At 70.0% G+C, this 12,256-nt stretch carries 13 protein-coding genes and 2 pseudogenes; 7 read left to right on the forward strand and 8 right to left on the reverse strand.

All coding sequences use genetic code 11. The features are described from left to right. Nucleotides 1–19: 19 nt before the first annotated feature. Nucleotides 20–1,921 (reverse strand): non-ribosomal peptide synthetase, encoded by a 1,902-nt coding sequence (locus AAH979_RS13750; protein WP_346258461.1) that lies wholly within the window; start codon nt 1,919–1,921, stop codon nt 20–22. A gap of 847 nt (nt 1,922–2,768) precedes the next feature. Between AAH979_RS13750 and AAH979_RS13755 the strand changes: the two genes are divergently transcribed. Together AAH979_RS13755 and AAH979_RS13760 are read left to right on the forward strand one after the other, a co-directional pair. Further along, nucleotides 2,769–3,605, forward strand: coding sequence for a UbiA family prenyltransferase (locus AAH979_RS13755; RefSeq protein WP_346258462.1), 837 nt, complete (start codon nt 2,769–2,771; stop codon nt 3,603–3,605). A 104-nt stretch (nt 3,606–3,709) separates the two neighbouring features. After that, entirely contained in the window at nt 3,710–4,396 is a 687-nt protein-coding gene (locus AAH979_RS13760; RefSeq protein ID WP_346258463.1) for a helix-turn-helix transcriptional regulator, read from the forward strand. Nucleotides 4,397–4,635: 239 nt separating this feature from the next. On the opposite strand, the gene AAH979_RS13765 is transcribed toward AAH979_RS13760, so the two are convergent. Further along, complete coding sequence (locus AAH979_RS13765) at nt 4,636–5,376, reverse strand: hypothetical protein (RefSeq protein ID WP_346258464.1); 741 nt, start codon at nt 5,374–5,376, stop codon at nt 4,636–4,638. Between the two features lie 54 nt (nt 5,377–5,430). Further along, on the reverse strand, nt 5,431–5,574 hold the full coding sequence (locus AAH979_RS13770) for a hypothetical protein (protein WP_346258465.1): 144 nt from the start codon (nt 5,572–5,574) through the stop codon (nt 5,431–5,433). Between the two features lie 158 nt (nt 5,575–5,732). Here AAH979_RS13770 and AAH979_RS13775 point away from each other — a divergent pair. Beyond that, nucleotides 5,733–7,045, forward strand: a pseudogene (locus AAH979_RS13775) (IS1634 family transposase). Between the two features lie 299 nt (nt 7,046–7,344). Further along, nucleotides 7,345–7,590 (forward strand): hypothetical protein, encoded by a 246-nt coding sequence (locus AAH979_RS13780; protein WP_346258466.1) that lies wholly within the window; start codon nt 7,345–7,347, stop codon nt 7,588–7,590. A 19-nt stretch (nt 7,591–7,609) separates the two neighbouring features. On the opposite strand, the pseudogene AAH979_RS13785 reads toward AAH979_RS13780, so the two are convergent. Further along, nucleotides 7,610–7,856, reverse strand: a pseudogene (locus AAH979_RS13785) (conjugal transfer protein TraC); the annotation flags it as partial. Between the two features lie 333 nt (nt 7,857–8,189). Between AAH979_RS13785 and AAH979_RS13790 the strand changes: the two are divergent. Both AAH979_RS13790 and AAH979_RS13795 read left to right on the forward strand, forming a co-directional pair. Beyond that, nucleotides 8,190–8,342 carry a leucine zipper domain-containing protein gene (locus AAH979_RS13790; RefSeq protein ID WP_346258467.1) on the forward strand — a complete coding sequence of 51 codons (153 nt, stop codon included), beginning with the start codon at nt 8,190–8,192 and terminating at the stop codon, nt 8,340–8,342. 65 nt (nt 8,343–8,407) lie between these two features. Then, on the forward strand, nt 8,408–9,361 hold the full coding sequence (locus AAH979_RS13795) for a methyltransferase domain-containing protein (RefSeq protein WP_346258468.1): 954 nt from the start codon (nt 8,408–8,410) through the stop codon (nt 9,359–9,361). A gap of 161 nt (nt 9,362–9,522) precedes the next feature. Here AAH979_RS13795 and AAH979_RS13800 read toward each other — a convergent pair whose 3' ends face one another. After that, complete coding sequence (locus tag AAH979_RS13800) at nt 9,523–9,747, reverse strand: hypothetical protein (RefSeq protein ID WP_346258528.1); 225 nt, start codon at nt 9,745–9,747, stop codon at nt 9,523–9,525. Here AAH979_RS13800 and AAH979_RS13805 point away from each other — a divergent pair. Then, the gene (locus tag AAH979_RS13805) at nt 9,640–10,374 is read left to right on the forward strand and encodes a phosphotransferase (RefSeq protein WP_346258469.1); all 735 of its coding nucleotides are present in this window, start codon (nt 9,640–9,642) and stop codon (nt 10,372–10,374) included. The two genes, AAH979_RS13800 and AAH979_RS13805, sit on opposite strands and share 108 nt — an antisense overlap. On the opposite strand, the gene AAH979_RS13810 is transcribed toward AAH979_RS13805, so the two are convergent. The 3 genes from AAH979_RS13810 to AAH979_RS13820 form a co-directional block, all read right to left on the reverse strand. Beyond that, the gene (locus tag AAH979_RS13810) at nt 10,280–10,579 is read right to left on the reverse strand and encodes a MarR family transcriptional regulator (protein WP_346258470.1); all 300 of its coding nucleotides are present in this window, start codon (nt 10,577–10,579) and stop codon (nt 10,280–10,282) included. The genes AAH979_RS13805 and AAH979_RS13810 overlap by 95 nt on opposite strands. A 70-nt stretch (nt 10,580–10,649) precedes the next feature. Continuing rightward, nucleotides 10,650–11,435, reverse strand: coding sequence for a DJ-1/PfpI family protein (locus tag AAH979_RS13815; protein ID WP_346258471.1), 786 nt, complete (start codon nt 11,433–11,435; stop codon nt 10,650–10,652). Nucleotides 11,436–11,493: 58 nt separating this feature from the next. Continuing rightward, a complete protein-coding gene (locus tag AAH979_RS13820; RefSeq protein ID WP_346258472.1) occupies nt 11,494–12,207 on the reverse strand; it encodes a DJ-1/PfpI family protein in 714 nt (237 codons plus the stop codon). Nucleotides 12,208–12,256: the final 49 nt, after the last annotated feature.

Here is a 12,256-nt window from a genome sequence, read left to right on the forward strand (position 1 = left end):
TAACGCCGTCTCGTACTGGCTACTTCGCTCGCCGGGCCAGCCGCCGGCGGTCGGCCGCGCTCAGCGGAGCGCCCGTTCCGCCCTGGTTGGGGGCCGGCGGCCGGGGCGGAACGGGCGCTCGCAGCCGTGCCGCCATCGCGGATATCGTCGGGTGCCGGTACAGGTCGATCAGCTGTAGATTCGCCTCCGGGAACGCGGTGAGCAGGCGGGTGAGGACCGAGCCGAGCAGGACCGAGTTTCCGCCGACGTCGAAGAACCCCTCGTCGCGGGCGAATGCCCTGTCCACGCCGAGCACCGAACTCCAGGTCTCGGCGACAATCTGCTCGTAGCTCTGGTCCGCCCGCGGGGCGGGAGCCGTCGCGGGGTCCGGGACCGGCGCGAGTTCCAGAAGGCGGCGCTCCAGCGCCTTCCGATCTAGTTTGCCGCTCACGGCGAGCGGCAGCTCCGGCAGGACCCGCACGGTGTGCGGTACCGCGTACCACGGCAGGACCTGGCCGATCCGGGTGACGATCGCGGCCTCGGTGACGTCGGCCGCCGTGGACTTCGCCGCCGCGATCAACCCGGTCACCCGGGCGGTGTGGTCCCGGACGGGGAATACCCCGGCCTCCTCGACCCCGGGTACCGCGCGGATCACCGCCTCGATCTCGCCCAGCTCGACCCGGAAGCCGCGGACCTTCACCTGGCCGTCGACCCGGCCGTGATAACGGATGGTCGAGTCGGCGTCGATGCTGACCAGGTCGCCGCTGCGGTACCAGCGCCGCCGCTCCGCTCCGTCGCCCAGCACGGGGAATTTGCGGGCGGTGAGTTCCTCGTCGTTGATGTACCCCCGGGCGAGTCCGGGCCCGGCGATCAGCAGCTCGCCGGGTACGCCGGGCGGGCAGTCCTCGCCGTCCTCGTCGACGACGCGAACGTCCAGGCCACGCAGGGGCCGTCCGATCGGCACGTATTCGACGTCCCGGTCGGAGCACACGTGCACTGTCGTCGCCACGGTGGCCTCGGTGGGCCCGTACGCGTTGTAGAGATGCGGCACCGGCCGGAGCTGACCGATCAGCTCGGGCTGCACGATCTCGCCGCCCAGGATCAGCACCCGCAGCCTGCGGATCGCGGCGGCGAGGGCGTGGTCCCGCAGCATCACCTGGACCAGGGACGGCGTCACGAAGAAGTGGGTGACCCGTCCGCCGGTCAGCACGCCGGTGAGGAATTCGGCGCCGCCGCCGGATTTCCCGGCCAGGGAATCCAAGGCGGCGAGCACGACGGGAATCCCCCGGGTGAGCGGCCAGAACAATTCGACGACGGACAGGTCGAAGCAGACGCTGGCCGCGGCCAGCCAGCATTCGTCCGGCCGTTCTCGCGGCGGCGGCAGCACCGCGTCCAAAGCTTCGAACAGGTTTTCCACACCGCCGTGTTCGATCGCGACGCCCTTCGGGTCACCCGTCGATCCGGAGGTGTAGATGATGTACGCGAGATCGGACGCATCCGGCTCGATCACCGCCGGGCCTGCCGGGTCCGCCGGGCGTTCGGAGGCGTTGACGAGTCGATACGGCGTCGACGCAAGACGCTCCGCGGTGACCTCGTCGACGAGCACGCCGTCCACCGCGGCCGAGTCGAGGATCGAGTGGATCCGGCTGTCGGGGAAGTTCGGGTCGATCGGGACGTAGGGCGAACCGGTGGCCATGATGGCGAGCATCGACGCCAGCCGGGTAACCGTCGGCGACATGCACAGACCGATCGGCTGACCGGGCCGGCACCCCCGAGCGCGCAGCAGCCGGGCCACCGCCTCCGTCCGGCGCCACAGCTCCGCGTACGAGACGGATTCCGTGGCGTCCGAGGCCGCCACCGAGTCGGGTGAGCCCGTCGCCCACCGACGGAATTGTTCGACTATCGACCGGCGTTTGACGTCCGCAGATATCGCCGACAACACAGTGCAGATCCCCCGTTGCCGAGAACGGCCGAATTGCTACGTGAGACAAGGCGCAGGATTAGCGGCACAAACCCTTTTGAAAGCACCCCCCACACTAAAGGACATCCATTCCTTGGTCAACGCCCACCGCTTCACCTGAAAGGATTACGGCGCATCGTTCTCCAGTATTACCCTCGGCCGACCGGTACGGCCCGTCGTTGTTCCGTTCTGTCCGGTCGAGTGTGCTGGGTCGCTGGGTCGCTGGCGGTAGGCGGCGGCCGACGAGGTTCTTGTCGGCTGTGCTGGTCCAGATGAACGATGTCGGGTTGCTGTTGCACGCCTCGGTCCAGGCGGCCACGTCGGCTTTGCGGGGGCGGAGCCGCCGGGGTGGGTCAATCGGCGGAGTCTGCGGCGGTCAGCTCGGCGGACCAGCGCCCGACGAGGTTGAGCCACGACGAGCAGGTGGGGTGGAGTGAGGGGTGCCGTGCGCAGCCGCCGCTGGATGGCGGGCGTCCTGTGGGTGGCGTGGGCGTTCGGCACCGGATGCGGGTCCACCTCGGGCGGGGCGTCCTGATCGATTGTCGTCAGACCTGTTCCCCGGCCGATGGCAGCATCGTTCGAAGGGCGTACACAGGTGGCCGCGGCGGTAGCCTCCGGCGCTGCGATCGCACCCGGACCGGACCACAGAGGACGGTGGATACCCGCCGTTTCCGCGCCGTTGGTTGACAGGGTCCGGTCGCTCTGCATTTTCTTGTAGTCTCGTTGACGAACATCGAAGGCGATCGCATGGCGGTGGTTGTTGGTTACCAGGTATGAATGGCCAACCGGCATTCGACGGTCGTTGGGTGCCGCGGGGCATACGGTGATCATGGGGCTGTTGGAGTCCCGGCCATTGGTGCAGGTGATGTTCCTCAGCCGTTTTCTGGCCGGGGCCGCGCTCACCGGTTCCGCGGGTGCTCACCTCGTCTCGGTCGCCACCGGGGCCGTGGCGTGGTTCGCCGCCGCCGTCGCTGTCTACGTGGTCAACGGGATCATGGATGTCGCCGAGGACCGGGGCAACGGCTCGCGGCGCCCTATCGCGTCCGGGCGCCTGCCGCGCGCCAGCGCGGCGATCTTCACGGGCTGCGCCGCCGCCCTGGCGCTGGCGATCGGCACGACAGCGGGAATCGCCGTCGACGCGCTGCTCTTCCTCGGTCTGGGCTACCTCTACTCCGGTCCCCCGCGCCCGGCCAAGCGGTCGGGGGTGGCCACCTGCCTCGTCATCGCGGCCCTCGGCCTGGCGACCTTCTGGGCGGGAATGCGAGCAGCGCAGGGAAACAGCGCCGCCGCCGTCGTGTTCGGCCTCGTCATGTCCGGCTGGATGGGGCTGGTGGGCGCACTGGCCAAGGACATCACGGACGTGCCGGGCGACGCCCTGGCCGGGCGTCACACCTTCGCGGTCCGCTACGGGATCGTCCCCGTCGCCCGGTACACCGCCGCCCTCGCCGTCGCGGTCGCGGTCGCGGGTGTCACGATGGCCGCCCTGACGGCGCCCGTCCTGCTCCCGTCCATGCTGGTTCTCACGGTGGGAGCGTGCAGAGTCGCCGGCGACTGCCGCTCTGTCGCGGGTGAGACGCCCCGCAACCCGTACCGCAGCTTCATGGCCTCCCAGTACGCGACCATCACCACGCTGGGAATCACGCTGCTCGCACATAATGCGATCTGACGACCCACGCCGATTACCACGAGACCGTTACAATCGACGAGCGTCTTCACAAAGGACGTGACGAATAGTCGAGGACGCGATCTGTTCGAGGCAGAGGGATGTCTGTGGCCGACATTGTCAGCGAGCGTATCGACGAGATCCTCGACCGCTACGAGCAAGCGCTGCACGACGCCGACAGCCCGCTCACCACCACGACCGACCGCTGGCACCAGGCTCGCCGCCAAGCCGAGGCGATCTTGGGTGAGTGCGTACGCGCACTCGGCCTCACGACCGCCGAACCGCCCGATCCGCACGCCCCGACCCGCGAACTCGGCATCGATCGGGCGCACCAGCAGGTCCTCGTCGCCGACTCCATTCGCGCCGGCACCCTGCTGTGGCGTGCGGCGGTCCCCGTCCTGCGGGAGGTCCTGACGACGGAGGGCCCCGAAGGCCGCGAGCGCCTGCCGGACGCGCTGGAGGCGCTGCACGAGGCGATCAGCATCCGGCTCTACATCGGCAGCGTGGCACACGAACACGTCCGGCTCGCCGGCCGCGCACCCGCTCCGGCGAGAGAGCACCGAGGTGGGTCCCGACCCGTCGCCCGCCCGGAGAACATCACGGGACGCGAATGGGAGGTGCTGAAGTGCGCGAGCCGGGCGCTCTCCAATCGCGAGATCGCGAAGGAGCTCGCGATCAGCGAGCCCACCGTGAAGACACACCTGCGGAAGATCTTCCGTAAGCTCGCCGCCACGTCGCGGGTCGATGCGATCAACAAGGTCGGCCTGGCACCGCAGCTGCCGCTCGAGGGATAACCTCAGCCGAGGAGATCGAGAAGATCATCCGTGACGGCGGCGGCGCGCGATGAGACCCGATCACCCAGCGGGCCACCGCCGGCCTGGCACCGACCGCAGTTACTACCTGAGTTGGCTCACGGTGCCGCGCTCGTGAGGCCCGCGTCGCGTTCACCTGCGCTGATGCCTGCAAGTGGGGCTGTTTTCACGCACTAACCGAATGAGTCAACTGGGTCCGACCGGCCAGCCGTCTGGCGGCCTCAGAGCCGCAGCAGCCCCGCGGCGAGCGACTCACGCAATCCGGCGGGCGGCTCCTGGTAGCCCTCGTCCCACAGCGCACCGGGAAAGCCGCCGGCCGCGAACGCAGTGTTGAGATCGTCGACGAACCAGATCGCGGGCCCCACCTTCCCGTCGATTCCGGGGCCGGGCAGGTCGATGCCGTAGGGCGCGTCGCCGCTGATATTCGCCTTGTGGAGCTCGTCGGGCGCGTAGTCGAGCTGGAACGGGATGCCGGCGTCCCGGCGCGCGGTGTCCCTGAGGTACGCGGCGTGCTCGGCCTCGTAGTAGGAGCGCGAGCCGCCCCGCTCGGCCCACTCGAGCTGCACCACCAACGGGTCCGCGAGCACGCTGGCCGGCCAACCCGGCAATTCCCCGACGAGCCACACATCGCCCACCTGCCGGATCCACGCGCTGATCGTCATCGGGAACGGCGCGAACGTCACCTCCAGCCAGTCGGCCAGCGCGGGCGCACCCGGCGACGGGGGAACGTGGGCGCGACACGGCGTCCCCTCGTCGTCGTTCTCCTCCGCACGGAAGCCCCGCGCCTGCAGCCGCTCAACGAGCGTCTCGACGTTCCTGCGGGCACGGTCGGCGAACTCGCGCGCCACCGCCTCGGCGTCCTCGCGGTACGGGGCGTCGAAGACCCGTAGGCCAAGACCGCGCAGGTCGCGCCATACGTCGTCGGGATCACCGGACACGTACCGCGCGTGGAAGCTCGCCATGGCCAAATCCTTGCAGAGAGCCACCAGCGTCGGCGGGAGGTCTCGGTTGCCGACTCAGCTGGCGATCCGCAACGTCATCAAGCAGCCGCGGCCGCTGCGCTCGGCGACCATCGCGATCAATGGCACGACACAGACCTTCGCCCCGCCATCCCCGCCGAGAAGCAGGCCATCCTCGAGGATCCACGCCGGCAAAGCCACGCACTAACCCGACTTGACTCACGGTTGGCTGATTCGGGGGTCTGTGGGGGTGTGACCTGGGGTGTTGTGTCGGGAGGCACGCACTAAACGGGTCGGGTTCTATGGTGTCGGTCGTGGCGTACGTGCGGACGGTGAAGACGGCGTCCGGGGCGCGGGCGGTGCAGATCGTGCATTCCCAGCGGCGGGGTTCGCGGGACATCGAGCACGTCGGATCTGCGCACACGGATGCGGACCTGGAGCTGCTCAAGGCGGTGGCGCGGCAGCGGCTGGCCGCGGGGCAGGGCGAGTTGGATCTGCGTCTGCCGGACGGTCCGGCCAACGGAGGCGGTCCGTTGCCAATCACGTCCACGCGTGCGGGGCACCTGCTGGACGCGTTGGGCCGCGGATACGACACGCTGGGGTTCGCTGCGGCTGCCGAGCGGGACGAGGTGTTCAAGGCGTTGGTCCTGGCCAGGATCATCGAGCCGACCAGCAAGCTCGACTCGCTGCGGGTGCTGGACGAGGCCGGCGCGTGGGCGCCGTCGTACGCGACGATCAAGCGGCGGCTGGGGGTGTATGCCACGGGAGGCAAGGCTTCCGCGGCCGGTGGGAAGACCGAGGGTGTGCCGGTCGAGGGCGACGCTGAGCCGACGTTCGATCCGGCCGGTGGCCCATGGCGGGCCCGGCTGGCCCGCGCCTGCGCCGCGCACGTCAGCTTGGGGCCGGCGACGTTGCTGCTCTACGACGTCACAACGCTGTACTTCGAGACCGACGAGGGTGACGGGTTCCGCAAGCCCGGGTTCTCCAAGGAACGCCGGCTGGAGCCGCAGATCACCGTCGGCCTGCTCACCGACGGGTCGGGCTTCCCGTTGATGGTGCACGCGTTCGAGGGCAACCGGGCCGAGACCACCACCATGCTGCCGGTCCTACGGGCCTTCCTGAACGCGCACCACCTGTCGAATATCACGGTCGTGGCCGACGCGGGGATGATGTCGGAGGCGAACAAACGCGCGATCGAAGCCGCCGGGTTGTCGTTCATCCTCGGCGCCCGCGTCCCCGACGTGCCCTACGTCGTCACAGAGCGGCGCAACGCCCACACCGGGCCTTGGAGGTCAAGAACCGGGCCCTGGCCGGGGTCAAGGGCTACGTCACCAACCTGCCCAACCCCGACCCCGAGCAGGTCATCGGCGCCTACAGCCGACTGTTGCAGGTCGAGAAGTCCTTCCGAATGTCCAAGGCCGACCTGGCCGCCCGGCCGATCTACCACCACACCCGCGAATCGATCGAAGCGCACCTGACCATCGTGTTCGCCGCCCTGGCCGTGTCCCGCTGGATCGAGAACACCACCGGCTGGAGCATCAAACGGTTCGTCACCACCGCCCGCCGCTACCGGACGATCACGATCCAGGCCGGCGACCACAGCATCACCGCCGCCGACCCCCTACCCGACGAACTCCGCGCCGCACTCGACGTCATCCACGGCACGCACTAAATGAGCCAAGTCGGGTTACTACTCCGCTGGACCTACCCGAACCGGCCCGGTCGGCCACCCGCCAGCGATGCAATCGGGGACCTGCCGCTGCGGCTGGCGATGCCGGCCACGTGGGTGCCCTGCGGGCCCTCACCGAACCATTTTCAACCTGGACCGCGCGGCGCTCACGCACCGCGTCCGACCTTGCGGTCCGTCGGACCACAAGGGGAGGTTGAAGAAGGTTCACTGTGCGAGTACGTGCACGGGGCGGCCGAGCCGGCACCCGTCTGGCTGGTCGAGCCGTTGGGGCAGTGGTGGTGATGGCGTACGCATTCGCCCGGCGCGGAGCGGGCGTCTGGGCGCTGTACTCCGGATTGAGCGCAGCCGTCTTTCTCGCCTTCTTCTTCCTTGCCGGCGCGGGCTTCGGTCAGGATCCCGAACTTGTTGCCACGGCCGGATTGTGGCAACGGCTCGGCGTAGGCGCCGGCTGGCTGTGGCTGGCGGCGCTGGCACTGCGTCAGCGGCGGCAGGAGCGGTTCACCAACGCGGGTCAGCGGACGCCGTAGCGTCTCCGGGTAGGAGAAGGGCTCGCTGCTTGCGTAGCCGGGCGGCGGCGATTGCGGGGCCAGGGGGTCGATGTGGACGACGACGTCGAGGCGGCCTGGCCAGGCCAGCAGCGGGTCGAGCCAGGCGGGGCCGACTTCGGCGGGGTAGCCGGTCACGATCCGCGTTGCCGCGTAGCCGCCGCCGAGGCGCAGGTAGCGCGTCGGCGCAGCTTGGACACTCCAGCGAGGAGGTCACCGACACCTACTACATCGCCAGGCCCGTCCAAGCTCCGGACGTCTCCGAGATCCTTGAACGCCTCGGAACCGACCTTGATAGCCGGTCCGCAGATGTAGGGCACAACGACGCACACGGATAAAGACCTGGTTGCCGGCACCCGTGAATGGGGAGTTCGGGGGGAGGTTCAAAACTCTGTAGACAAAAAGCCCTGACCAGCAGAAACGCTGGTCAGGGCTTTGTCTGTCGCGACGTCCCGATTCGAACCGACGACTCCCTTGACCCCCAGTAGTCCGGTGGCCCAGCGGCATACTCACGCACTTTTGTCCAGGTCGCCTATAGCATAAACCGGCCGAGTAAAATGCCCATACCTACCGGAGGCTCTATGGCCCACCGTAACGCCCGCCTGACCGTGTACGCCCGCCGCCTGCTCGTCACGCGTGTCATCGATCAGGGCCGGCCGGTCGCGTTCGTAGCGGCGTACGGGCTGGCCGGTTTGCCGGTTGCTTGCGGCGCAGGTCGGGGAGCAGGTTGGTGAGTTCACCGAGACCAGCATCGACGGCCGGCTCGGCCGCCGCGGCGGCCGAGCCGGCCGGGTTCCGGTTGCTGTTCCAGCACGCCGCTCGGGAGCCGGAGTTCCGTGCCCTGTCCGACCGGTTCCGGACCGAGATTCACGACATCGCGCGCGTGCAGATCAAGGCTGTTGTCGCCGATTCGGCGTGGGCGCGGTGGGCGTCTCACCTCGCGCCGACCGTCGCGATCGAGGCGGTGATCGCCTGGCTGGATGCCGGCCAACCCGGCCCGGCACAGGCGGCCGACCGGATCCGCGCCGCGATCGGCGGATTCATCGCCGCCGCCGCACAGTCCACCATGGACCGCATCGCCCTTGTTCCTGACCGTCCCCGGATCGGGAGGCCCAGCGTGAAGAGCAAGGAAGACCCGACCGCTAAAGCCCTGCGGGTGTGGGACAAATCAGCGCCCGGCTACGACAAACAGATCGTCTTGTTCGAAAAGATTTGGTTCGGCGGTGGCCGCGAATGGCTCACCGCCCGCGCACACGGGCGGGTCCTGGAGGTGGCCATCGGCACTGGCCGCAACCTGCCGCTGTACCCGGCCGACGTGACCATCACCGGGATCGAGCTGAGCCCGGCGATGCTGGCCATCGCCCGGCAGCGCGCCGCCGACCTCGGGCTGGACCTCGATCTGCGCACCGGCGACGCGCAGGCGCTACCGTTCGAGGACGAAGCGTTCGACACCGTGGTCTGCGCGCTGTCGCTGTGCACGATCCCCGACCCGGCCGCCGCGATCAGGGAGATGCGGCGGGTACTGGTGCCTGGCGGGCGGCTGCTGCTGCTCGACCACATCGGCAGTAGCTGGCCACCGATCCGGGCCGCGCAGTGGCTCCTGGAACGCGTGACCATACGCGCCGCCGGTGAGCACTTCACCCGCCGCCAGCTCCCGCTCGTGCGGGCAGCGGGATTCGACATCGTCGAGGTGCAGCGCCTCAAGGCCGGCTCGATCGAACGCATCTTCGCCCGCAAGCAAGCCACCCTCTGATACCCGGCACGCCGTGGAGGGCCCTGGAATGATCGGATCAGGCTCGGTGTCGGCCGCGAGGCGGAAGTGTACGCATACGGCGACGACGCGGTGCTCAAGCTGTACCGTCCCGGCTCCGGCGGACATCGCGCCGAAGCGGTGGCCCTGGCCAACCTCGACGGTCACGGCGTCGCCCCGAAGCTGATCGACACCGTGGACCGCGATGACCGCACCGGCTTGGTACTGGAGCGGCTGGCCGGCTCGGACATGCTCGCCTGCCTGGGGGCACAACCCTGGCGGTGCTCGGCCTGGCCCGTGCCCTGGCTGGCACGCACCTCGCCGTCCACCAGGTCCCGGCGCCAGCAGACCTTCCACCGTTCCGCCAGGTCCTGGCCGCGCCCATCCACGACGCCGTCATGCCACCGCACCTACGCGACTACGCGCTACGGGTGCTCGGCGGGCTCCCCGACGACGATCGCCGCTGTCACGGCGACTACCACCCCGGCTACGTCCTGGTCGCCGCCGACCGGGTCGCGGTCATCGACTGGCCGAACGCGGCTCGCGGTACGCCGGAAGCCGACCACGCCCGGACCATGCTGCTGCTGCGCTGGGCCGACCCGCTTCCCGACACGACCCGGGCGTCCCGCGCGCTGATCACCGCCGGCCGTTCGACGTTCGCCCACGCCTACGCACGGGCATACCGCGCCGGCTCGCCGCAGCTTTGCGGCAGTGCAGCTCGTGGCTGGTGGTCCACGCCGCAGCCCGCCTCTCGGAAGGCATCGAGGTCGAACGTGGCACGCTCATCGATTACCTCGACCGCAGCCACCGAAAGGCAGCGTGGTGACGGCAAGAGCGGCTGCGGTGGAGCGTCGCCGACGGCTAAAAGCTACCCGGCGCGAAGGCCGCCAAGGACGCGATCGAGCACGGTTACGAAGGTCGTCAGCTCGGCGGCGGACGTGCCGCCGAGCAGGTGGCCGGTGCCGTGGTCGCGGTCGCGGTGCCAGTCGGTGACGAGGGTCGTTCCCCCTGGGTGAGCGAGACGACGGTGGCCCGCCGGTCGGTGGGGTGCGCGCTTCGGGCGACGAACCCGGCCGCTTCCAGAGCGTCGACCAGGCCGGTCACGTTTCGTGGCGTGCATTTGAGGGCTTGGCTCAGTTCCCCGCAGTCCTGCACGCCGCCGCCCAGGTCGACGGCGGCCGCGCTCCCGGCCGGAACGGAGGCACCGGCCGGGAGCCGCACTAGCGGCCGTTCGCCGCGTGATCGGGATCCGCCCTCGCCAGGCGGGGAACCTGCACCCGTCGCTGACGGGCTACCGGGCCGCGTCGGCGAGCAGCTTGAGCGCCAACTGCTGGAGTTCCGGTCCGGCCTTCTCTGGACTTCCGGTGTCGTAGGGCGGCTGCGGGTCGTACTCGACGGCGAGTTGCAGTGCCCGGGCGACCTGCTCGTCGGCCAGGCGGGCGGCGAGTCGCAGGGCCATGTCGATCCCGGCGGAGACCCCGGCGGCCGTGATGATCTTACCGGCCTCAACCACCCGCTCCGGTACGACGACCACCCCGAACTGCGACTCCAGATAGCTACGGGACGCCCAGTACGTGGTGGCGCGCACGCCCCGCAGCAGGCCCGCGGCGGCGAGCAGCAGCGAGCCCGTGCACACGGACGTCGTCCAGCTCGTGCTCCGGTGGATCCGGCGGATCCACGCAAGCGTCTCGGCGTCGTCCATCGCGCCGAGTACGCCACGGTCGCCGGCCCCGGGCACCACCAGCACGTCCGCCGCCGGCACCTGTCGCAGCGACCGGTCTGCGGTCAGCGCCATCACCCTGGTGTCGGTGCGCACTGGGCCGGGCCGTTTGGCGACGGTCACCACCGACGCGTTCGGCACCCGGCACAGCACCTCGTACGGGCCGACGGCGTCCAGCGCGGTGAACCCGTCGTAGAGCAGGATCGCGATCCGCAGCCTCCGTCCGGGACGGGTGTCACCGAGTGGCTCCCCGGCCCGAGCGGATGTGGCCAGGGCGGCGGATCCCAGTCCCCCGCCGAGGCCACCGGCCACGGCGGCCCGCAGCAGCGTCCGTCGCCCCTCGTCCCACCGCGTCATCGCCAGACTCCTTCCAGTCCGCCCCACCGGGCTCGGTCCTGCTGCCGGTCGGCAGGTGTCAACGGCGCCAGACGGTGCCGCGCCGCTCGTACTCCATCACCTGCTCGACCTGCACGGCGAGGTCGGCGCCGAGGAACCGTTCGACGAGCCAGAGCGCCAGGTCGAGGCCGGAGGTGATGCCACCGGCGGTGACCAGGTCCCCGTCGTCGACGACCCGCGCCTCGGTGACCACACCGCCCTGGGCGCGCAGGTCCTCGACCGCCCGGTGATGGGTGATGCACGGCCGGCCGGCGGTCAGTCCGGCCGCGGAGAGCAGCATGGTGCCGGTGCAGATGCCGGCGATGGTCAACCCACGTCGCCGGGCGGCGGCGATCGCAGCCGGGACGACACCCCGCTGGATCTCGTACAACACGCCCGGCGTGTCGGCCCGCCGGTAACCGCCGCCGGGGACGACCAACAGGTCCGCCTCACGTGGCGCCCACCGCCCCACCGGCCCGACCTGGCTGCCATGGAAGGCGGCGACCGGGTTTGCGCCGTCCACCGTCACCATGCTGGTGGTGATCGCCCCGCCCAACCCCTTCGCCATGCCGAACACCTCGATCGGGGCGACGAAGTCCAGCTCCTCGACACCGCCGAACGTGACGATCTGCACCCGTAGCGGCCGGGCGGGAGTGAAGACCGGCGCCGCCGAGGCGCTTCCCGGCATCAGTACCGCACCACCCGCAACCGCACCGACGGCGGCCGTGACCCGAAGAACATCCCGGCGATCCATCAACTGCTCCTCATCGTGGTATCGGCTCTGACACGTTGGTTCGCAGAGG

It is taken from the genome of Plantactinospora sp. ZYX-F-223, from assembly GCF_039649625.1.
In the GTDB taxonomy this organism is placed as follows: Bacteria; Actinomycetota; Actinomycetes; order Mycobacteriales; family Micromonosporaceae; genus Plantactinospora.